This window comes from Serratia marcescens subsp. marcescens ATCC 13880, from assembly GCF_017299535.1.
GTDB classification, from domain to species: domain Bacteria; phylum Pseudomonadota; class Gammaproteobacteria; order Enterobacterales; family Enterobacteriaceae; genus Serratia; species Serratia marcescens.
On the sequence record NZ_CP071238.1, the window covers coordinates 1317957 to 1337178 of the forward strand.

The 19222-nt window shown below is 64.3% G+C and carries 21 protein-coding genes; 16 read left to right on the forward strand and 5 right to left on the reverse strand.

What is annotated here, in order from left to right; translation table 11 throughout:
- Positions 1-92: 92 nt before the first annotated feature.
- The 9 genes from J0F90_RS06190 to modC all read left to right on the forward strand — a co-directional run bounded on the left by J0F90_RS06190 (position 93) and on the right by modC (position 8803).
- Positions 93-2252, forward strand: a complete 2160-nt coding sequence (locus J0F90_RS06190; protein ID WP_033641057.1) for a TonB-dependent siderophore receptor — start codon at positions 93-95, stop codon at positions 2250-2252.
- A gap of 4 nt (positions 2253-2256) precedes the next feature.
- On the forward strand, positions 2257-3252 hold the full coding sequence (locus tag J0F90_RS06195; protein ID WP_033641056.1) for an ABC transporter substrate-binding protein: 996 nt from the start codon (positions 2257-2259) through the stop codon (positions 3250-3252).
- Position 3253: 1 nt separating this feature from the next.
- Entirely contained in the window at positions 3254-4009 is a 756-nt protein-coding gene (locus J0F90_RS06200; protein WP_033641055.1) for a class I SAM-dependent methyltransferase, read from the forward strand.
- Between the two features lies 1 nt (position 4010).
- Positions 4011-5036, forward strand: coding sequence for a FecCD family ABC transporter permease (locus tag J0F90_RS06205; RefSeq protein WP_033641054.1), 1026 nt, complete (start codon positions 4011-4013; stop codon positions 5034-5036).
- Positions 5037-5059: 23 nt separating this feature from the next.
- Positions 5060-5821 carry an ABC transporter ATP-binding protein gene (locus J0F90_RS06210; protein WP_407826306.1) on the forward strand — a complete coding sequence of 254 codons (762 nt, stop codon included), beginning with the start codon at positions 5060-5062 and terminating at the stop codon, positions 5819-5821.
- A 146-nt stretch (positions 5822-5967) separates the two neighbouring features.
- Positions 5968-6117, forward strand: a complete 150-nt coding sequence (locus J0F90_RS06215) for an AcrZ family multidrug efflux pump-associated protein (RefSeq protein WP_004939813.1) — start codon at positions 5968-5970, stop codon at positions 6115-6117.
- A gap of 158 nt (positions 6118-6275) precedes the next feature.
- The gene (modA, locus tag J0F90_RS06220; RefSeq protein WP_033641052.1) at positions 6276-7049 is read left to right on the forward strand and encodes a molybdate ABC transporter substrate-binding protein; all 774 of its coding nucleotides are present in this window, start codon (positions 6276-6278) and stop codon (positions 7047-7049) included.
- Positions 7046-7735, forward strand: coding sequence for a molybdate ABC transporter permease subunit (modB, locus tag J0F90_RS06225; RefSeq protein ID WP_016928698.1), 690 nt, complete (start codon positions 7046-7048; stop codon positions 7733-7735). Before modA ends, modB begins: the two co-directional genes overlap by 4 nt.
- Entirely contained in the window at positions 7736-8803 is a 1068-nt protein-coding gene (gene modC / locus J0F90_RS06230) for a molybdenum ABC transporter ATP-binding protein ModC (protein WP_016928697.1), read from the forward strand.
- A gap of 31 nt (positions 8804-8834) precedes the next feature.
- Here the strand turns inward: modC and J0F90_RS06235 are convergent, their stop codons facing one another.
- Positions 8835-9653, reverse strand: coding sequence for a pyridoxal phosphatase (locus tag J0F90_RS06235; protein WP_033641472.1), 819 nt, complete (start codon positions 9651-9653; stop codon positions 8835-8837).
- 178 nt (positions 9654-9831) lie between these two features.
- On the opposite strand from J0F90_RS06235, the gene pgl reads away from it, so the two are divergent.
- Positions 9832-10827: a 6-phosphogluconolactonase gene (gene pgl / locus J0F90_RS06240; RefSeq protein WP_033641051.1), complete on the forward strand. Its 996-nt coding sequence runs from the start codon at positions 9832-9834 to the stop codon at positions 10825-10827.
- A gap of 65 nt (positions 10828-10892) precedes the next feature.
- Here pgl and J0F90_RS06245 read toward each other — a convergent pair whose 3' ends face one another.
- Together J0F90_RS06245 and dmeF are read right to left on the reverse strand one after the other, a co-directional pair.
- Entirely contained in the window at positions 10893-11375 is a 483-nt protein-coding gene (locus tag J0F90_RS06245; RefSeq protein WP_016928694.1) for a kinase inhibitor, read from the reverse strand.
- Between the two features lie 32 nt (positions 11376-11407).
- A complete protein-coding gene (dmeF, locus tag J0F90_RS06250; RefSeq protein ID WP_072009686.1) occupies positions 11408-12376 on the reverse strand; it encodes a CDF family Co(II)/Ni(II) efflux transporter DmeF in 969 nt (322 codons plus the stop codon).
- A gap of 78 nt (positions 12377-12454) precedes the next feature.
- Between dmeF and J0F90_RS06255 the strand changes: the two genes are divergently transcribed.
- Both J0F90_RS06255 and J0F90_RS06260 read left to right on the forward strand, forming a co-directional pair.
- Entirely contained in the window at positions 12455-12730 is a 276-nt protein-coding gene (locus tag J0F90_RS06255; protein WP_004939805.1) for a metal/formaldehyde-sensitive transcriptional repressor, read from the forward strand.
- 2 nt (positions 12731-12732) lie between these two features.
- Positions 12733-13134: a YkvA family protein gene (locus J0F90_RS06260; protein WP_025301916.1), complete on the forward strand. Its 402-nt coding sequence runs from the start codon at positions 12733-12735 to the stop codon at positions 13132-13134.
- Between the two features lie 4 nt (positions 13135-13138).
- Here the strand turns inward: J0F90_RS06260 and bioA are convergent, their stop codons facing one another.
- On the reverse strand, positions 13139-14413 hold the full coding sequence (gene bioA, locus J0F90_RS06265; protein WP_033641049.1) for an adenosylmethionine--8-amino-7-oxononanoate transaminase: 1275 nt from the start codon (positions 14411-14413) through the stop codon (positions 13139-13141).
- Between the two features lie 88 nt (positions 14414-14501).
- Between bioA and bioB the strand changes: the two genes are divergently transcribed.
- The 4 genes from bioB to bioD are packed head-to-tail and all read left to right on the forward strand — an operon-like array spanning position 14502 to position 18108.
- Entirely contained in the window at positions 14502-15539 is a 1038-nt protein-coding gene (gene bioB / locus J0F90_RS06270) for a biotin synthase BioB (RefSeq protein WP_028127661.1), read from the forward strand.
- Positions 15539-16690, forward strand: coding sequence for an 8-amino-7-oxononanoate synthase (gene bioF, locus J0F90_RS06275; RefSeq protein WP_033641048.1), 1152 nt, complete (start codon positions 15539-15541; stop codon positions 16688-16690). The genes bioB and bioF overlap by 1 nt, the downstream gene beginning before the upstream one ends.
- Complete coding sequence (gene bioC / locus J0F90_RS06280; RefSeq protein ID WP_033641047.1) at positions 16674-17441, forward strand: malonyl-ACP O-methyltransferase BioC; 768 nt, start codon at positions 16674-16676, stop codon at positions 17439-17441. Before bioF ends, bioC begins: the two co-directional genes overlap by 17 nt.
- A complete protein-coding gene (gene bioD, locus J0F90_RS06285; RefSeq protein WP_033641046.1) occupies positions 17434-18108 on the forward strand; it encodes a dethiobiotin synthase in 675 nt (224 codons plus the stop codon). The genes bioC and bioD overlap by 8 nt, the downstream gene beginning before the upstream one ends.
- A gap of 28 nt (positions 18109-18136) precedes the next feature.
- Here bioD and J0F90_RS06290 read toward each other — a convergent pair whose 3' ends face one another.
- Complete coding sequence (locus J0F90_RS06290; RefSeq protein ID WP_016928685.1) at positions 18137-18859, reverse strand: ATP-binding cassette domain-containing protein; 723 nt, start codon at positions 18857-18859, stop codon at positions 18137-18139.
- Between the last annotated feature and the right edge of the window lie 363 nt (positions 18860-19222).

Sequence of the window (19222 nt, forward strand, 5' to 3'; positions counted from 1 at the left end):
TTGCCTTATTGTTATAATATAACATAACAGAAAAACGATAAGGCTTTACGCCGGCTGCGGCCGGTTTTTATTTCACCACAGGGATGCACCACATGAGTACGACACGCCGGCGTCTTGGCACGTCCAGAAAATCTTTATGCCTTGCCGCCTGGGTCGGCGGCGCACTGACGGCGCCGCTGGCTTTCGCCGCCGACTGCGATAAAGCTCGCAATGCCACGGGATGTGAAGAACATCTCACCGTGGAGGCGGCGGCCTCCGCCGGGCGTTACGATGCGTTGAACGCCCTGAGCCGCAGCGCGTCACAGCTCGGGCTGAGCGCTCGGGAGACGCCGCGCAGCGTCGATATCATCCGCGCGCGGGCGATCCAACAGCGGGGCGATCGCTCGCTGGCCGCCGCCGTCGAGCGCGCCACCGGTCTGTCCGGCGTCGCTTCGCCAACGTTGTCCAACAACTTTTCCGCGCGCGGTTTTCGGCCGATCGCCTGGCTGTATAACGGCGTAGAGATGCCCGGCAGCACGCTGCAGCTGGGCGATCCGGCGCATTACGACAGCATTGAGGTGCTGCGCGGGCCGGGGTCGGCATTGAACGGGCTGAGCGCCGCAGGCGGCAGCGTCAACCTGATCTCGCGGCGGCCGACCTTCAGCCGCCAGCCGGTTGAACTCGACTATGGCTTCGGCAGCTACCGCAGCCAGCGTATGCATCTGGGGGCCGGCGGCGCGCTGGTGGACGATGCGGTGGCGTACCGGTTAGACGTCAGCGGCAACGACAGCGGCAGCAACGTGCAGTATGAACGCGATCGGCAGAAGCGGGTTTCCGGCTCGCTGCTGTTTAAATTGACGGACGATGCGTTGCTGACGCTGAGCCTGGACCGCATGCTCAACCGCACCAACAACCCTTACTACGGCACGCCGCTGCTGGATGGGCGCATTGCCGGCGAGCTGCGCGACATCAATTACAACAACCTGACCGACAGCCGCATCCAGAGCAACGCCACCGCGTTTCAGGCCAGTCTGGACTGGTTTATGACGCCCGAAGTGGAGTGGCATAACCAATTCTATTACTACAGCGGCTTTCGCGAATGGCGCAACGTCGAGCGTTTCCGCGTCGCGGCGGCGGCCCGGCCCGGCGACGTCAACCGCGACTCTTTCGGCGCTCTGGCGCACGACGACGATCTGATCGGCAACCGCAGTTCGCTGGTGTTCGATCGCGTTATCGCCGGTTTCGATAACCGGTTGCTGGTCGGCTTCGATCTGAGCAAGCGGCATTTTCAGTACTACTCCAACGGTTTCCCCGGCTCCGAGGACGTGCCGCTCGGCGCGCCGCCCAGAGAACCGTTCGCTCAGGGCACCGCCAGTCAACGCGCGCCGGTGCGCCACGTTACTCAGAATCAGTACGCCGCTTTTCTTGAAGATCGCTTCAGCCTGACCGAGCGTTTAGCGTTGCTGGGCCAACTGCGCTACAACCATATGGACATGGACTGGCGCTTCCAGGGGCCGCAGGAAGAGAGCCGCGCGCGCACCTATGTTTTCAGCACCTGGAGCCTGGGCCCCAGCTATGCGCTGACCGATAACCTCACGCTTTACGCCAACTACACCACCGGCCAGGAGCCGGGCAACGATCTGTTCTTCCTCAGCCCGACGCAGACCGATCTGCCGCTGACGCGAGCGCGCCAGTGGGAGGCCGGCGCCAAAGGGCAGTTTTGGGGTAACAAGGGCGAGGCGACGCTGGCGCTGTATGAACTGCGCAAGGACAACCTGTTTGTGCCCGATGCGCAGCGGCCGGATGCGTTGAACGCGGTAGGCAGGCAGACGTCGCGCGGCATCGAGCTTGGCGTGGTGCTGCGTCCCGACGATCGTTGGGAGCTGGCCGGCAACGCCGCCTATACGCACGCCCGCTACGACGACTATCGCGGCGGCAGCCCGCTGCGCAGCTACAACGGCAATCGCCCGGCCTATATCCCGGACTGGACCGCCAACCTCAGCGTGCATTATCAGGCGACGGAACGTTTGGGGCTGGCTTCTTCGCTGCGCTACGTCGGCAGCAGTTACAACGACGACGCCAACCAGCGCAAGATGCGCGCGTACACCACGCTTGATCTGGCGGCGGATTATCAGCTGACGCCGATCGTCGATGTCGGTTTCCGCATTCGCAACGCCACCAACCAGCTGTACGCCTATCAGCGCACCTACCCGGATCAGGCGCTGATCGCGCCGCCGCGCAGCTATGAAACCTTCGTGTCGGTCAGGTTCTGACGTCGTGAAACGTTCGCTTTACCTGTTGTTGTGCGCCCTGGGCTTGGGCTGGGGCGTGCCGCTGCACGCCTATGCCGTCAGCCTGCACAATTGCGGGGCAATGCGCGATTACCCGCAGCCGCCGCAGCGGGTGCTGGTCTACGCCAATCCGGCGCTGGAAAACCTGCTGGCGCTGGGGCTGGCTAGCCGTGCGATCGGCGTGGTCGGGTATGACCGCACGCGCGATCCCGCGCCGACGGCGTCGGCCGATACGCTGCGGGCGCCCGTCGGCCCGGCGCCGCCCACGGCGGAAGCGTTGCTGCTGATGCGGCCGGATTTTGTCTATTCGGCCAGCTATTACTGGCTGCACAGCCCGGAAACGCCCGATCGGGCGCGGTTGGCGGAATGGGGCATCGATACTTATCTCTCTCCCGGCGCCTGCAGCGGCCAGCAAAGCGCGATCGCCGCCGCGCTGACGTTCGAAGACATTTTCACCGAGCTGCGGGAGCTGGCGCGCATTTTTAACGCTGGCCGCGCCGGTGAAGCGCTGATCGCGCGGCTGCGCGAGCAGCTGAAGGCGCTCGAACCGCAGCGCGCGTCATTGCCGCATCGGCGTCTGCTGTGGTGGTATGCCGGCACGCAGACGCCCTACGTGGCGGGTTGCTGCGGCGCGCCAGGTTTGCTGAGCCGCAGCGTCGGCAGCGAGAACCTGTTCGGCGATCTGCCCGAGCTGTGGCCGACGGTATCCTGGGAGATTATCGCCGCCCGCGATCCGGATGCGATCGTGCTTGGCGATCTGCCGCGCGGCGGCTTCGGGGACAGCGCGGCCGACAAGATCGCCTTTCTGGAGCATCACCCGCTGACCGCTACGCTGCGCGCCGTACGTCAGCGGCACTACGTGATCCTCCCCGGTTACGACATGGACCCTTCCGCCCGCACCGTGGCGGCGCTGGGCCGTTTGATTCGGGGCCTGGCGGCCTTGCCGCCGCAGACTCCGATGCTTTCCAACAAGGAACCTTGATATGACTGCCGTTTCATTCTCTTCGCTGCTGGACTCCTGGGATCGCCAGCAGGCGGCTTACATCGCCGAACGCGAAGCGCGTTTTAACGCCCAACTGGACGTGCTGGCGCTGGCCGTCGGCCAGGATTTTCACGTGCTGGATCTGGCCTGTGGCCCGGGATCGCTGAGCCTGCGTATTTTGCAGCGCTTTCCGCAGGCCAGGGTGACCGCCATCGATCTCGATCCGCTGCTGCTGGCGGTGGCGCGCGGCGCGCTGGCGGCGTACGGCGATCGGATCCGCATTCTGCAGGTCGATCTGGCGGATCCTGCCTGTTTTTCCGTGCTGTCCGGCCCCACGCCGCAGGCGGCGGTGTCCAGCACGGCGCTGCACTGGCTGATGCCGGAGCAGCAGCTGGCGTTGTACCGTAACGTCGCCGGGCTGCTGGCCGCCGGCGGCGTATTCCTCAATGCCGATCATCAGCGCTATGACCACCGTCAGCCACGGCTGAAAGCGTTGGCCGAACGGCACGACGAGCAGACCCAACAACACGCCTGGGACAGCGGCGTTGAGGATTGGGATCGTTGGTTCGCCGGCGCACTGCAATCGCCGGCCTTGGCCGCTTATCAGGCCGAGCGCGAAGCGCTGTTCGCCGGCCGGCCGGTACCGCCGCCGACGCCGGTGGATTTCCAGCTTGCGGCCCTCAGACAAGCCGGTTTCAGCGAGGCGGGGACGGTGTGGCAACTGTTGGACGACTATGTGATCGCAGGCTGGAAATAGCATGAGCCGGCGGTTACTGCCCGGCCGTGAGGCCGGCGGGTTGTTGCTGCTGGCGGCGGCGCTGCCGCTGGCCCTGCTGGGCGCCACCTTGTCGGGGCCCGCGCCGATCGCGTGGCACGACGCCTGGCGCATCGTGCTCGGCGTCAGCGGCGGTGCGCAGACCGATGCCGAGGTGTATCAGCGCATCATCTGGTCGCTGCGGATGCCGCGCGCGCTGCTGGCGGCGCTGGCCGGCGCCGGGCTGGCGCTGGCGGGCACCGTGCTGCAGTCGCTGACCCGCAACCCGCTGGCCGATCCCTGGGTGCTGGGGATCTCCTCCGGCGCCGGCGTGGGGGCGGTGACGGTGTTGGTGTTGGGGCTGGGGGGCGGCCTATTGTCGGTGTCCGGCGGGGCGTTTATCGGCGCGCTGGCGGCGTTTGCATTGGTGATGCTGTTGGCCGGACGTTCGCTGGAGGGGGAGTCCACGCTGTTTATTCTGGCCGGGGTGGCGGTGACGCAGCTGCTCTCCGCGCTGACTTCGCTGATCACCCTTTGGCAGGCGGACGCCAACGCCACGCGCGGCGTGATGTTCTGGCTGCTGGGATCGTTCAGCGACGCGCGCTGGCCGCAGGTCGGGCTGTGCGGGCTGGCGCTGGCGGCGACGCTGCTGCTTTGTTGGCTGCGGGCGGGTGAGCTGGACGCGCTGGCGTTCGGCGGCGTGACCGCCGCTTCGCTGGGGGTGGCGGTGGCCCCGCTGAAGCTGCTGCTGTATGTGGTGACCACCGCGCTGACGGCGGCGATCGTCGCGTTCAGCGGCGCGGTGGGGTTTATCGGGTTGACGGTGCCGCATGTCGCCCGGCGGCTGGTGGGCTCGCGGCATCGGCTGCTGTTGCCGGCCAGCGCGCTGTGCGGCGCCCTGTTCGCCGTGGCGGCGGACACGCTGGCCAGAACGCTGTTTGCGCCGCGCGAGCTGCCGGTCGGCGTGCTGACGGCGCTGCTGGGGGTGCCGATATTCCTGCTGTTGCTGTATCGAAAGGTCAATGCATGACGATTGAAAAAGCGCGATCCGGCCTGTGCGCCGAAGCGGTGAGCTGGCGAGCGGGGGCGCGCACGGTGCTGGAAAATCTCAGTTTCTGCGCCTTGCCCGGTGAGATCACCGGCGTGCTCGGCGTCAACGGCAGCGGTAAATCGACGCTGCTTAAGCTGCTGGCCGGGCTGCAGCCCGCCGCCGGCGGCCGCGTTTGGCTGGAAGGGCGCGAAATCGCCGCATTTTCCGGACGGGAACGCGCCAGGCGCATCGCTTTTCTCGAGCAATCCGCCCCCGGCGCCTTCGCGCTGCCGGTGAAGGAGGCGGTATTGTTGGGGCGTCTGGCCCATGTCGGCCGCTGGCGTGGTTTTGGTTCCGAGGATCGCCGCCTCGCCGGGCAGGCGATGGAGCAAGTGGGCATCAGCCACCTGGCCGATCGCGATTGGCAGCGGCTGTCCGGCGGTGAACGGCAGCGGGTGCATCTGGCGCGCGCGCTGGCGCAGCAAACGCCGTGGCTGCTGCTGGACGAACCCGCCAATCATCTGGATATCGCTCATCAGCAGCAGTTTATGGCCTTGCTGCGGCGGCTGAAACTCAGCGTGGTGGTGACGCTGCACGATCTGAATCTGGCGGCCTGTTATTGCGATCGGGTCGCGCTGCTGCAGCGGGGCGGGATCTGTGCGGCAGGCGCGCCGCGGCAGGCGCTGACGCCGGAGAACATTCACGCGGTATACGGTGTGGAGGCCAAGCTGGCGGCGCCCGCCGGCTATGCGCCGCCGTTGATCTATTACCCCGCGCCGGGATGAGGGAGGCTGAAAGGGCACGTTTGGCCGATCACAATTTCGCCTCGCTGGCTAAAATAACTCCGGTTTTAGCGATTTTTTTGGGTTAGAATAACCCGATATGCGGTGAAAGGCATTTGCCGCTCAATGGGCAGTTAAGCGAGGCTATCATGTTGGAATTATTGAAAAGTCTGTTGTTCGCCGTGGTGATGGTGCCGGTGGTCATGGCGCTCATTCTCGGCCTGATCTACGGTTTTGGCGAAGTGTTCAACGTCTTCTCCAAAGTGGGCCGTTCGAAAGAAAACCGCACCCAGCACTGACCGTTCCCGATCCCGATACCCGCCGGCATCCCCCGGCGGGCATTCCTCAAGTTATCTCACGCTTTGCCGATAAACCGCATGACAAGCTTTCGCGCAACGTTATATTATTTTTTATATAACGAAGAGTGATAATGCACGTTAACTTGCGGAGAAAAACAATGAAACAGCAATGGACCAAATGGGTTGGCGGGATCGTTCTGGCATCGGGCCTGGTGGCTCAGGCTTCGGCGGCGGAAAAGATCACCGTGTTCGCCGCCGCGTCGCTGACCAACGCGCTGCAGGACATCGCCACCCAATATCAAAAAGGCAAGGACGTGCAGGTGGTTTCCTCCTTTGCGTCATCCTCGACGCTGGCGCGCCAAATTGAGCAGGGCGCTCCGGCCGATCTGTTTATCTCCGCCGATCAGCAGTGGATGGATTACGCCATCGACAAGCAGCAGATGGTGAAAGACACCCGTTACACGCTGCTGGGCAACGAACTGGTGCTGATCGCCGCCAAGAGCGATAAACAAGACAAGATTGCCATCGACAAGCAGACCGACTGGGCCAAGTTGCTCAGCGGCGGCCGCCTGGCGGTGGGCGATCCGGATCACGTGCCGGCCGGCATCTACGCCAAAGAGGCGCTGGAGCATCTGGGCGCCTGGAGCGCGCTGGAACCGAAACTGGCGCGCGCCAACAACGTGCGCAGCGCGATGGCGCTGGTGGAACGCGGTGAAGCGCCGCTCGGCATCGTCTACGGCTCCGATGCGGTCGCCAGCGACAAGGTGAAAGTGGTGGGCGTGTTCCCGGAAGACAGCCACAAACCGGTTGAATATCCGATGGCGATAGTGAAAGATCGTCAAACTCCGACGGTCAGCGCTTTCTATACCTATCTGAAGAGTCCGGAAGCGGCCGCTATTTTCGAACATTATGGATTCACCCCGCGTAAATGATTCTGAGCGAGTATGAGTGGCAGGCGGTTGAGCTGAGCCTGAAAGTCTCCGGTTTGGCGGTGGTCTGCAGCCTGCCGTTCGGCATTCTGATGGCCTGGGTGCTGGTGCGTTGCCGTTTTCCCGGCAAAGCGCTGCTGGATGGCGTCATTCACCTGCCGCTGGTGCTGCCGCCGGTGGTGGTCGGCTATTTGCTGCTGATCGCCATGGGGCGGCGCGGCGTCATCGGCGAGCGGCTGTACGACTGGTTCGGTTTCAGCTTCAGCTTTAGCTGGCGCGGCGCCGCGCTGGCGTCGGCGGTGGTGGCGTTTCCGCTGATGGTGCGCGCCATTCGGCTGGCGCTGGAGGCGGTGGACACTCGGCTGGAGCTGGCGGCGCGCACGCTGGGCGCCAACCCGTGGCGGGTGTTTTTCACCATCACGCTGCCGCTGTCGCTGCCCGGCGTCATTGTCGGCGTGGTGCTGGCCTTCGCCCGCTCGTTGGGGGAGTTCGGCGCCACCATCACCTTCGTCTCCAACATTCCCGGTGAAACCCGCACCATTCCGCTGGCGATGTATACGCTGATCGAAACGCCGGGGGCGGAAGCCGCCGCCGCGCGGCTGTGCGCGATCGCCATCGTGCTGTCGCTGGCTTCGCTGATGGTGTCCGAATGGCTGGCCCGCTGGGGCCGCAAACGGATGGGGGCGTAAATGCTGGAGCTGGATTTCTCGCAGCAGCTGGGCGACCTTAATCTCAACGTCCGCGCCGATTTGCCGGCGCAGGGCATCACCGCGATTTTCGGCCTGTCCGGCGCGGGAAAAACCTCATTGATCAACGCCATCGGCGGCCTGACCCGTTTACAGCAGGGGCGCATCGCGCTCAATGGCCGCACGCTGGTGGATACCGCCGCGGGCCTCTGCCTGCCGCCGGAAAAGCGCCGTATCGGCTACGTGTTTCAGGATGCGCGCCTGTTCCCGCATTATCGGGTGCGCGGCAACCTGCAGTACGGCATGGCGGCCGGTATGCGCGCGCAGTTCAATACCATTGTCGAGCTGCTGGGCATCGGGCCGCTGCTTAATCGGCTGCCGTTGACGCTCTCCGGCGGTGAAAAACAGCGGGTGGCGATCGGCCGCGCGCTGCTGACGGCGCCGGAACTGCTGCTGATGGACGAACCGTTGGCCTCGCTCGATCTGCCGCGCAAACGCGAGCTGCTGCCGTATCTGGAGCGGTTGGCGCAGGACGTGAACATCCCTATCCTCTACGTCAGCCATAGCCTGGACGAGATCCTGCGGCTGGCCGAGCAGGTGATGGTGCTGGATCGCGGTGAGGTGCGCGCGTTCGGCGGGCTGGAAGCCGTCTGGGCCAGCAGCGCGCTGCGGCCGTGGCTGCAACGTGAAGATCAGAGCAGCGTGCTGCGCGTCAGCGTGATTGAGCATCATCAACGCTATGCCATGACTGCGCTGGCGCTCGGCGATCAGCGGCTGTGGGTCAGCGGCATCGACGCCGAATTGGGCACCCAACTGCGCATTCGCATCAACGCCGCCGACGTCTCGCTGGTGCTGCAACCGCCGGTCAACAGCAGCATTCGCAACGTCTTGCCGGCCAAGGTCAGCGAGTGTCTGGACGTGGACGGGCAGGTGGAAGTGAAGCTGGCGGTCGGGGAACACGTGCTGTGGGCGCGGATCACGCCGTGGGCGCGCGATGAACTGGCGATCCGCCCCGGGCAGTGGCTGTACGCGCAGGTGAAGAGCGTGTCGATCAGCCGCGAGAGCCGCTAAGGCAGGCCCTCCCGGCGGGAGGGCGAAAAAACTAGAGTATGCGGGTGCGGATCACTTCGGCGATGCCCGGCTGCAGGTTATCGGCGATCACCAGATCGGCGCGTTCCTTGATCGCGTCATCGGCGTTGCCCATCGCCACGCCCAACCCGACCGCTTCCAGCATGCTGATGTCATTGTAGTTGTCGCCGAACGCCACCACCTGATCCATGCTAAGCCCCTGCGACTCCACCCATTGGCGCAGGCGTTTGCCTTTGCTGTTGCCGCCTTTGGCGATATCCACCTGATCGTGCCAGGACCATTCGCACGCCAGCCCCAGCTCTTTTTCCACCGTGTCGGCAAACTCGCGCAGCGCCGGAATATCGGCGTGCGAGGTGGCGAATTTCCAGATCGCCTGCGCGTCGTCGGCCGCCTGCGTCAGGCTGCCGACCTGCAGCAGCGTTGGGCGCTGCGCCGCCGGCAGGGTTTCCGCCCAGGCCAGCGAACGGGTCACGTGGCCGCTCGGTTCCTGATACAGCATGGCGTCGTCAACGTACATCAGCCCGTGAATGTCGGTCTGTTTGAGCATCTGCAGCACCTGCTTGGCTTGCTCCTTCGCCAAGGGATCGGCGGCCAGCACCTTTTTCTGCTGAAAATCATACAGGTAGGTGCCGTTGCAGCAGATGGCCGGGGTATCTATCTGCAGCGCCTGGTAAAACGGATGGATGGCGACGTGATGGCGGCCGGTGACCACCACCACCTGGACGCCGGCGGTGCGCGCCTGCGCCAGCGCTTCCAGCGACTGCGGTAAGATGCGTTTTTGATTGTCCAGCAGGGTGCCGTCAAGATCGAGGGCGATGACGCGGTAGCTCATAGGGTTCTCGTTATCGTTAGCCATAAAATTAATCCGATGGTACACCGGATAGCCTATGGAGAAAACCGCGTGAGCTTCCGGTGCTAAGCAGGGTTGCCATGCGACGGATGTGCGGTAAGCTAGGAGCAATCGAACGGCCTGAAACCGGTTCCTCTTTTACCCTTTGCAAGGAGAACACATGAAGCAAATCGTTTATGTCGCCAGCCCGGAGAGCCAGCAGATCCACGTCTGGCAGTTGGACGACGCCGGCGCGCTGGCGCTGCTGCAAACCGTTGACGTGCCGGGCCAGGTGCAGCCGATGACCCTTCATCCGGACAAGACCCACCTGTACGTCGGCGTGCGTCCGGCGTTCGGCATCGTCAGCTACCGCATCGAGGCGGACGGCACGCTGCAGCAGGCCGGCATGGCGCCGCTGCCGGGCAGCCCGACCCATATCTCCACCGATTTGCAGGGGCGTTACCTGTTCTCCGCCTCCTACAGCGGCAACTGCGCCAGCATCAGCCCGATCGGCCACGACGGCGTGGTGACGGCGCCGATCCAACAGATCGACGGCCTGAGCGCGCCGCACTCGGCGAACATCGATCCGACCAACCAGCTGGTGCTGGTGCCGTGTCTGAAAGAAGACCGCATCCGTCTGTTCAACCTGAGCCTGGCGGGCCAGCTGACGCCGCACGCGCAGGAGGCGGTGGATATCGCCGCCGGCGCCGGCCCGCGCCATATGGCGTTCCACCATAACGACAAGTTCGCCTACTGCGTCAATGAGTTGAACGGCACGGTGGACGTGCTGGCGATTTCGGAAAACGGCGGCAAATACACCGTGACGCAAACGCTGGATATCATGCCGGACGACTTCGACGGCACCCGCTGGGCGGCGGACATTCATATCACGCCGAACGGCCGTTTCCTCTACACCAGCGATCGCACCGCCAGCATTCTGACCCTCTTCAGCGTCTCCGAAGACGGCGGCACGTTGAGCGTGGTCGGCTATTATCCGACCGAAACGCAGCCGCGCGGTTTCAATATCGATCACAGCGGCCGCTTCGTGATTTCGTCCGGCCAGAAGTCCGATCACATCGCGGTGCATGAAATTGATCAGGCCAGCGGTAAGTTGACTACGCTGGCGCGTTATCCGGTGGGCAAAGGCCCGATGTGGGTCAGCGTGCTGGCGAAGTAATTCGTCGGCCAGGCCAGAGTGGAAAAGCGCGGTGCGGTTGACCGCGCTTTTTTATGGGCGGGGGATCAGTTGAACATCACCGTCAGCGTGGCGCTGCCGAGGCTGTGGAAATGCACGTTAAAGCCCACCAGTGCGCCGCTGGACCCTTCATCCACCTCAATGCTTTCCACGTCCAGCGCGTGCACGGTGAACTGATAGCGGTGGCTTTCGCCATTCGGCGGCGCGGCGCCGCCGTAACCGGCCGAACCGAAGTCGGTACGGGTTTGCAGCGCGGCGCTCGGCAGCGGCGCTTTGCCGGAGCCTGCGCCCTGCGGCAGCTCACGCACGTCGGCCGGAATATTGGCCACCACCCAGTGCCACCAGCCGGAGCCGGTTGGGGCGTCGGGATCGTACAGGGTGACGACGAAGCTCTTGGTGCCCTCGGGCACGCCGTCCCAGGCCAGGTGCGGCGACAGGTTATCGCCGTGGTAGCCCATGCCGTTGAAGACCTGCGTCTGCGGCATTGTGCCGCCGTCCTGCAGATCGTTGCTGTACAAACGAAAAGCCATAATGACTCCCAGTTATCGATAAACGCGGACCCCTAAGCTAGATCTTTTCGGTGGAACAATACAACCCCTTGCGCCAACGGCGGACGGTTGATCTCGACGGTGACATGCACCAGTTCGGGATGCGCGGCCAACAGTTGGCGCACACGATCGGCGGTGAGGGCGCGATCGGCGCTGCTCAGGGCGATGACGCAATGATATTTTCCTTTACCGATGCGGCCTACGTGCAAATCGGTCAGCGTGAGTGGGTGGCCGGAAGTGGCCAGGGTCTGACGAATCTCTTGCGCCACGGGGGCGTCCATTTCGGCATCCAGCAAAATCTTCCCGCTATCGCGCATCAGGCTATAGGCCCAGGCGGCCACCATCATTGCGCCGACGATGCCCATCAACGGATCGAGCCAAGCGGCGCCCCAAAGCTTGCCGCCAAACAGCGCGACGAGGGCCAACACCGAGGTGGCGGCGTCGGCGATGACGTGGATATAGGCGGAGCGCAGGTTGAGGTCATGATGAGGGTCATCGTGGTTATCCCCGTGGTGGTGATGGTGGCCGCCGCCGCGCAACAGCCAGGCGCAAAGCAGATTGACAGCCAGCCCGATCGTACCGATGGCGATGGCTTCGTTGTAATGAATCGGGCTGGGATTCAGCAGCCGCTGCGCGGACTGGAACAGCATCAGCGCCGCCACCAGCACCAACAACACCGCGCTGGTGTAACCGGCCAGCACTTCTATTTTCCAGGTGCCGAGGCTGAAGCGGCGATCCTTGGCCAACCGGCGTGCGGCGCCGTAAGCCAGCAGCGACAAGCCCAGAGCCAGCGCATGCGAGCTCATGTGCCAGCCGTCGGCCAGCAATGCCATCGAGTTAAACAGCCAACCGCCGGCGATCTCGATGACCATCATACTGGCGGTGAGTATCACCGCCCATCTGGTGTTTCTTTCGGCCAATGGGTTACCATCGTCAAAAACGTGGCTGTGCTCGCGGTGCAAAGCGGGCGCGTGAGACGTCATGGTGAAGTTCCTCAGCAAAAGGTAGTGTGCTGGAATATACTATACCCCAGTATAGTAAATAACAATCGGGCGGAAATAATGAGCCATACCCTCAGAGATCAAAAGAAGCTGTTGGCGCGGGTGCGCCGCATTAAAGGGCAGGCCGAAGCGCTGGAGCGCGCGCTGGAGAGCGGCGGCGAATGTTCTGCTGTTCTGCAGCAGATCGCGGCGGTGCGCGGCGCGGTCAACGGTTTAATGGCGCAGGTGCTGGAAGGGCATGTGCGCGAACATCTGGCTGCCGCGGACGCTACGCCGCAGCAGCGTGAGCAGGACATCGAGCAATTGATGACCGTTTTACGTTCTTATATGAAGTAATCATGATTTCACTGAAAAAACGCACGCCGTGGTTCGGTTGGTTGCGCCGTTGGGCCAAAGGCATCAAACGCGATATCTACGCGCTGTGGCTGGCCGCCCGTGATAAGCGCACCCCATGGTACGCCAAGCTCATCGCGCTGCTGGTGGCCGGCTATGCGATCTCGCCAATCGATTTGATCCCGGATTTCATTCCGGTGCTGGGCTATCTGGACGATGTGATCATCGTGCCGTTGGGCATCATGCTGGCGGTGCGCCTGATCCCCAAACCGCTGATGGCCGAGCTGCGTGAGAAGGCGCAAAAGCGCGTCGATAACCCCACCGGCCGCATGGCGGCGGCGATGATCATTTTACTCTGGCTGCTGTGTCTGGGATTGCTGGCCCGCTATCTGGACCAGCATTGGTAAGGCATTAACGCGCGGCGGCGGCCACGGCGGCGGTCAGGCGGCTGAGCTGTTCCGCTTCGATGATGTAAGGCGGCATCAGGTAAATCAGTTTGCCGAATGGCCGGATCCATACCCCGCGCTCGACGAACCCGCGCTGCAGCTCGGCGACATCCACCGGTTCGCGCATCTCCACCACCCCAATCGCCCCCAGCACCCGCACGTCCGCCACCTTCGGCAGCGCCGCCAACGGCAGCAGTTCCCGCTTCAACTGGGCTTCGATGGCGCTCACCTGCGCCTGCCAGCGATTTTCCGCCAGCAGCGCCAGGCTGGCGTCCGCCACCGCACAGGCCAGCGGGTTGCCCATAAAGGTCGGCCCGTGCATAAAGCAGCCGGCCGCGCCGTTGCTGATGGTCTCCGCTACGTGGCGGGTGGTCAGGGTAGCGGACAGCGTCATGTAGCCGCCGGTCAGCGCCTTGCCCAGGCAGAGAATGTCCGGCACCACCTGCGCGTGTTCGCAGGCGAACAGCTTGCCGGTGCGGCCGAAGCCGGTGGCGATCTCATCGGCGATCAGCAGCACCTGATGGCGATCGCACAGCTCGCGCACCCGCTTGAGGTAGGTTGGGTGGTAGATGCGCATGCCGCCGGCGCCTTGCACCACCGGTTCCAGGATCACCGCCGCCACTTCACCGGCGTGCTGCTCCAGCAGCGCGGCGAACGGCGCAATGTCCTCTTCGCGCCATTCCTCATCGAAGCGGCACTGCGGTGCGGTGGCGAACAGGTGCGGCGCCAGATAGCCCTGATAGAGGCTGTGCATCGAGTTGTCCGGATCGCAGACCGACATCGCGCCGAAGGTATCGCCGTGATAGCCGTGGCGCAGCGTCAGGATGCGCTGCCGGCGCTCGCCGCGCGCCTGCCAATACTGCAGCGCCATCTTCAGCGACACTTCCACCGCCACCGAACCGGAATCCGCCAGGAACACGCACTGCAGCGCTTCCGGCGTCATCTCCACCAGCCGACGGCACAGCGAGATGGCGGCCGGATGGGTGATGCCGCCGAACATCACGTGCGACATCTTCTCCAGTTGCTGACTGGCGGCCTGATTCAGACTCGGATGGTTGTACCCGTGGATCGCCGCCCACCAGGAGGACATGCCGTCCACCAGACGCCGGCCATCCGCCAGCTGCAGCTCGACGCCGCTGGCCGACTCGATCGGGTAACAGGGCAACGGGCGGCTCATGGAGGTGTAGGGATGCCAGATATGGCGTTGGTCAAACGCCAGGTCGGAAGCGGTGACAGACATACTTGTAAACCAAATTGAATTAAGATTGGTTGACAGTATATCCACAATATTTAAACTGGCGACACTTTTTCGTTTTGGAGACGCCATGATGGCCGATCGCATTCACTGGACAGTAGGGCAAGCCCAGGCCCTGTTTGATAAACCGCTGCTTGAACTGCTGTTCGAAGCGCAAACCGTACACCGCCGGCACTTCGACCCGCGTCAGGTGCAGGTCAGCACGCTGCTGTCGATCAAAACCGGCGCTTGCCCGGAAGACTGTAAATACTGCCCGCAGAGCTCACGCTACAAGACCGGCCTGGAGTCGGAGCGACTGATGCAGGTTGAGCAGGTGCTGGAATCGGCGCGCAAAGCCAAAGCGAACGGCTCGACCCGTTTTTGCATGGGCGCGGCGTGGAAGAACCCGCACGAGCGCGATATGCCTTATTTGCAGCAGATGGTGCAGGGCGTGAAAGCGATGGGCATGGAAACCTGCATGACGCTGGGCACGCTTGACGGTACTCAGGCCGAGCGGTTGGCGGAAGCCGGATTGGATTACTACAACCATAACCTCGACACCTCGCCGGAGTTCTACGGCAACATCATCACCACCCGCAGCTACCAGGAGCGTCTGGATACGCTCGACAAGGTGCGCGACGCCGGCATCAAAGTGTGCTCCGGCGGCATCGTCGGGCTGGGTGAAACGGTGCGCGACCGCGCTGGGCTGCTGGTGCAGCTGGCCAACCTGCCGAAACCGCCGGAGAGCGTGCCGATCAACATGCTGGTGAAGGTGAAAGGCACGCCGCTGGCGGATAACGACGACGTCGATCCGTTTGACTTCATCCGCACCATCGCGGTGGCGCGCATCATGATGCCATCCTCTTATGTCCGCCTTTCCGCCGGCCGTGAACAGATGAACGAACAGACGCAGGCGATGTGCTTCATGGCCGGCGCCAACTCCATCTTCTACGGTTGCAAGCTGCTGACCACGCCGAATCCGGAAGAAGATAAGGATCTGCAGCTGTTCCGCAAGCTGGGATTGAACCCGCAGCAGACCGCCACCGAACACGGCGACAACCAGCAACAGCAGGTGCTGGCCAAGCAACTGCTGAACGCCGATACCGCCGAGTTTTACAACGCGGCGCCGTGATGAGCTGGCCACAACGCATCGAGCAGGCGCTGGCGGAGCGGCGCCTCAACGCCGCCTACCGTCGGCGACAGGCCACCGAGGGCGGCAACGGCCGCCAGATCCGGCTCGACGATCGTCTCTATCTGAACTTCTCCGGTAACGACTACCTGGGGCTGAGCCAGGATGCGCGGGTGATCGCCGCCTGGCAGCAGGGCGCGCAGCGTTACGGCATCGGCAGCGGCGGTTCGGGCCACGTCACCGGCTTTAGCGTGGCGCATCAGGCGCTGGAAGAGCAACTGGCGGCGTGGCTCGGCTATCCGCGCGCGCTGCTGTTCATCTCCGGTTACGCCGCCAACCAGGCGGTGCTGGCGGCGTTGATGCAGAAGGGCGATCGCATTTTGGCCGATCGCCTCAGCCACGCCTCGCTGCTGGAGGCGGCGGCGCAGTCGCCGGCCGAGCTGCGCCGGTTTCAGCACAATCAGCCGCAGGCTTTGGCGGATTTGCTGGCCAAACCCTGCGACGGGCAGCGGCTGGCGGTGACCGAAGGGGTGTTCAGCATGGACGGCGATGGCGCGCCATTGGCGGAACTGTACCGCTTAACCCGCGCGGCGGGCGCCTGGCTGATGGTGGACGATGCCCACGGCGTCGGCGTGCGCGGCGAGCAAGGCCGCGGCAGCTGCTGGCAGCAGGGCGTGCGCCCTGAACTGCTGGTGGCGACCTTCGGCAAGGCGTTCGGCGTCAGCGGCGCGGCGGTGCTGTGCGATGAGGCGACCGCCGAGTATCTGCTGCAGTTCGCCCGCCATCTGATTTACAGCACCGCGATGCCGCCGGCGCAGGCCTGCGCGCTGCAGGCGGCGCTGGCCCGCATTCAAGAGGGCGATGAACTGCGCGCCCGGCTGCAGGACAATATTCGCCGTTTCCGCCAGGGCGCGGCGCCGTTGGCGCTGACCCTGACGGACTCCGACACCGCCATCCAGCCGCTGCTGGTGGGTGACAATCAACGCGCGCTCGATCTGGCGACCCGCCTGCGCGAGCGGGGGCTGTGGGTGAGCGCCATCCGTCCGCCGACGGTGCCGCCGGGCGGCGCGCGGCTGCGTATTACCCTGACGGCGGCGCACCAGCCGCAGGACATCGATCGCCTGCTGGAGGTATTGCATGACGTCAGCCAATGACAGGGTGAACAAACAGGCGGTCGCCTCGGCCTTCAGCCGCGCGGCCGGCAGCTACGACGCCGCCGCCGCGCTGCAGCGTGACGTTGGCGAGCGCTTACTGGGGATGGGGAGTTCCCACCCGGGCGAACGGCTGCTGGACGCCGGCTGCGGCACCGGCTATTTCAGCCGTATGTGGCGCGAGCGCGGCAAGCAGGTGACCGCGCTCGATCTGGCGCCGGGGATGTTAGCGTTCGCCCGTCAGCAACAGGCGGCGCACCATTATCTGCTGGGCGATATCGAACAGGTGCCACTGCCCGACGCGGCGATGGACATCTGTTTCAGCAGCCTGGTAGTGCAGTGGTGCAGCGATCTGCCCGCTGCGCTGGCGGAGCTGTATCGCGTGACCCGTCCCGGCGGCGTGATCCTGTTTTCCACGCTGGCGGCGGGCTCGCTGGAGGAATTGGGGGACGCCTGGCAACAGGTGGACGGCGAACGTCACGTGAACGCCTTTTTGCCGTTGACGCAGATCCGCGCCGCCTGCGCTGCCTATCGACACGAGCTGGTGACGGAATTACGCACCCTGAACTACCCGGACGTGATGACGCTGATGCGTTCGCTCAAGGGCATCGGGGCGACGCATTTGCATCAGGGGCGCGAGGGCGGCCTGATGTCGCGCGGCCGTCTCGCCGCGTTGCAGGCGGCTTACCCGTGCCGGCAGGGACAGTTCCCGCTCAGCTATCATCTGGCTTATGGAGTGATTTATCGTGATTAAACGTTGGTTCGTGACCGGCACCGACACCGAAGTGGGGAAAACCGTCGCCAGCAGCGCCTTGCTGCAGGCCGCCAACCGGGCGGGTTACCGCAGCGCCGGCTATAAGCCGGTCGCTTCCGGCAGCGAGATGACCGCCGAGGGGCTGCGCAACGGCGACGCGCTGGCGCTGCAGGCCAACAGCGGCGTGGCGCTGGATTACGACGAAGTGAACCCTTACGTTTTTGCCGAACCGACCTCGCCGCATATCGTCAGCGCCGATGAAGGCCGGCCGATCGACGCGGCGCGGCTGTCCGACGGCCTGCGCCGGCTGGAGCAGCGCGCCGACTGGGTGCTGGTCGAGGGCGCCGGCGGGTGGTTTACTCCGCTGTCGGCGGAGTACACCTTCGCCGACTGGGTACGGCAGGAGCAACTGCCGGTGATCCTGGTGGTGGGCATCAAACTGGGGTGCATCAACCACGCGGTGCTGACGGCGCAGGCGGTGCAACAGGCGGGGCTGACGCTGGCCGGTTGGATCGCCAACGACGTGACGCCGCCGGGGCGGCGGCATCAGGAATACCTGGCCACGCTGCGCCGCATGCTGCCGGCGCCGCTGCTGGGCGAAATCCCGCACCTGCCGCAGGCCGAACGGGCGCGGTTGGGGCAGTATCTGGACATCAGCCTGCTATAAACAAACGCCCCATGAGGGGGACCCCCCCTCATCTTCCTTCCTGTCCCGCCAGCCCGGCGCCGATCAGCGCCTCATCCAGCTGCGCCAGCGCGCCGTGCGCCACGGTGCGCCCGCTATCCAACAGGCAAAAGCGGTCCGCCACCCGGCGCACGAACGGCAGCTGATGTTCTACCAGCAAAATGGTCATGCCCAATTCATAGTTGAGCCTGCGGATCACGTTGCCGATGTCGGCGGCGATCGAGGGCGGCACGCCCGCCGTGGGTTCGTCGAGGATCAGCAGCGCCGGCTCCTGCGCCAGCGCACGACCGATCGCCAACTGGCGCTGGGCGCCTTCGCACAGATCGCCGGCGCGGCGGGTACGCATCTGGCGCAAATTGGGAAACAGGCTGTAGATCAGCGGCGGAATGCGGCGAGGGGCGCCGCGCACGGCCATCTGCGCCACCTGCAGATTCTCTTCCACGCTCAGCTGCGAGAAGAGTTGCCGCCCTTGCGGGACGTGGCTGATGCCCAGTGCCGCGCGGCGCTCCATCGGTTGCAGCAGCAGGTTTTGCGGCGGCTGATCCGCCGGCTGCCAGGTCATGCTGCCGCTCACCACCGGCAAATGCCCCATGATGCAGTTGACCAGCGTGGTCTTGCCCACGCCGTTGCGCCCGAGCAGCACGGTGCACTGGCCGCGCGGCAGCTCCAGGTTGATGTCCCACAGGGTGTGGTTTTGACCGTAGAATTGATTGACCGATCTCAGGCTCAGCATTTGGCATTCTCCTCATAGACGCTCGTTTCACTCGTTGGCGGGGGACAGCAAAGGCCGCATGCGCGGCGAATTTCCCGAGTGTGGCAATGTCTGGAACAAGATGCCGTCCGTCCAATGAGCCAGAGCAAGGTCTGCGGTGGACGGAATGACAGTCAATATGTCGTTAAAAACGACGCTTGTGACGACTTGGTGTCGTTCTTGCGCTTTTACAGGCGATAGCACCGCGAGGGGTACACGCTGCGGCTGGCAGCGCATCACGCTGCCGCACCGCATTTATACGCAGGAAGATAAAGCAACTCTCAGGCCAGTTTTACCGCCGGGTGAAAACGGGGATTGTTATCGCCTTGTTAACCGCTGGTCAGG

Coding starts and splice junctions, on each gene's coding strand:
- J0F90_RS06200 (WP_033641055.1), top strand. CDS start 3,254: ATGACTGCCGTTTCATTCTCTTCGCTGCTGGACTCCTGGGATCGCCAG.
- modA (WP_033641052.1), top strand. CDS start 6,276: ATGAAACAGCAATGGACCAAATGGGTTGGCGGGATCGTTCTGGCATCG.
- J0F90_RS06290 (WP_016928685.1), bottom strand. CDS start 18,859: ATGCTGAGCCTGAGATCGGTCAATCAATTCTACGGTCAAAACCACACC.
- bioF (WP_033641048.1), top strand. CDS start 15,539: ATGAGCTGGCCACAACGCATCGAGCAGGCGCTGGCGGAGCGGCGCCTC.
- pgl (WP_033641051.1), top strand. CDS start 9,832: ATGAAGCAAATCGTTTATGTCGCCAGCCCGGAGAGCCAGCAGATCCAC.
- modC (WP_016928697.1), top strand. CDS start 7,736: ATGCTGGAGCTGGATTTCTCGCAGCAGCTGGGCGACCTTAATCTCAAC.
- J0F90_RS06255 (WP_004939805.1), top strand. CDS start 12,455: ATGAGCCATACCCTCAGAGATCAAAAGAAGCTGTTGGCGCGGGTGCGC.
- bioA (WP_033641049.1), bottom strand. CDS start 14,413: ATGTCTGTCACCGCTTCCGACCTGGCGTTTGACCAACGCCATATCTGG.
- dmeF (WP_072009686.1), bottom strand. CDS start 12,376: ATGACGTCTCACGCGCCCGCTTTGCACCGCGAGCACAGCCACGTTTTT.
- J0F90_RS06215 (WP_004939813.1), top strand. CDS start 5,968: ATGTTGGAATTATTGAAAAGTCTGTTGTTCGCCGTGGTGATGGTGCCG.
- J0F90_RS06245 (WP_016928694.1), bottom strand. CDS start 11,375: ATGGCTTTTCGTTTGTACAGCAACGATCTGCAGGACGGCGGCACAATG.
- J0F90_RS06190 (WP_033641057.1), top strand. CDS start 93: ATGAGTACGACACGCCGGCGTCTTGGCACGTCCAGAAAATCTTTATGC.
- bioB (WP_028127661.1), top strand. CDS start 14,502: ATGGCCGATCGCATTCACTGGACAGTAGGGCAAGCCCAGGCCCTGTTT.
- modB (WP_016928698.1), top strand. CDS start 7,046: ATGATTCTGAGCGAGTATGAGTGGCAGGCGGTTGAGCTGAGCCTGAAA.
- J0F90_RS06235 (WP_033641472.1), bottom strand. CDS start 9,653: ATGAGCTACCGCGTCATCGCCCTCGATCTTGACGGCACCCTGCTGGAC.
- J0F90_RS06260 (WP_025301916.1), top strand. CDS start 12,733: ATGATTTCACTGAAAAAACGCACGCCGTGGTTCGGTTGGTTGCGCCGT.
- J0F90_RS06205 (WP_033641054.1), top strand. CDS start 4,011: ATGAGCCGGCGGTTACTGCCCGGCCGTGAGGCCGGCGGGTTGTTGCTG.
- bioC (WP_033641047.1), top strand. CDS start 16,674: ATGACGTCAGCCAATGACAGGGTGAACAAACAGGCGGTCGCCTCGGCC.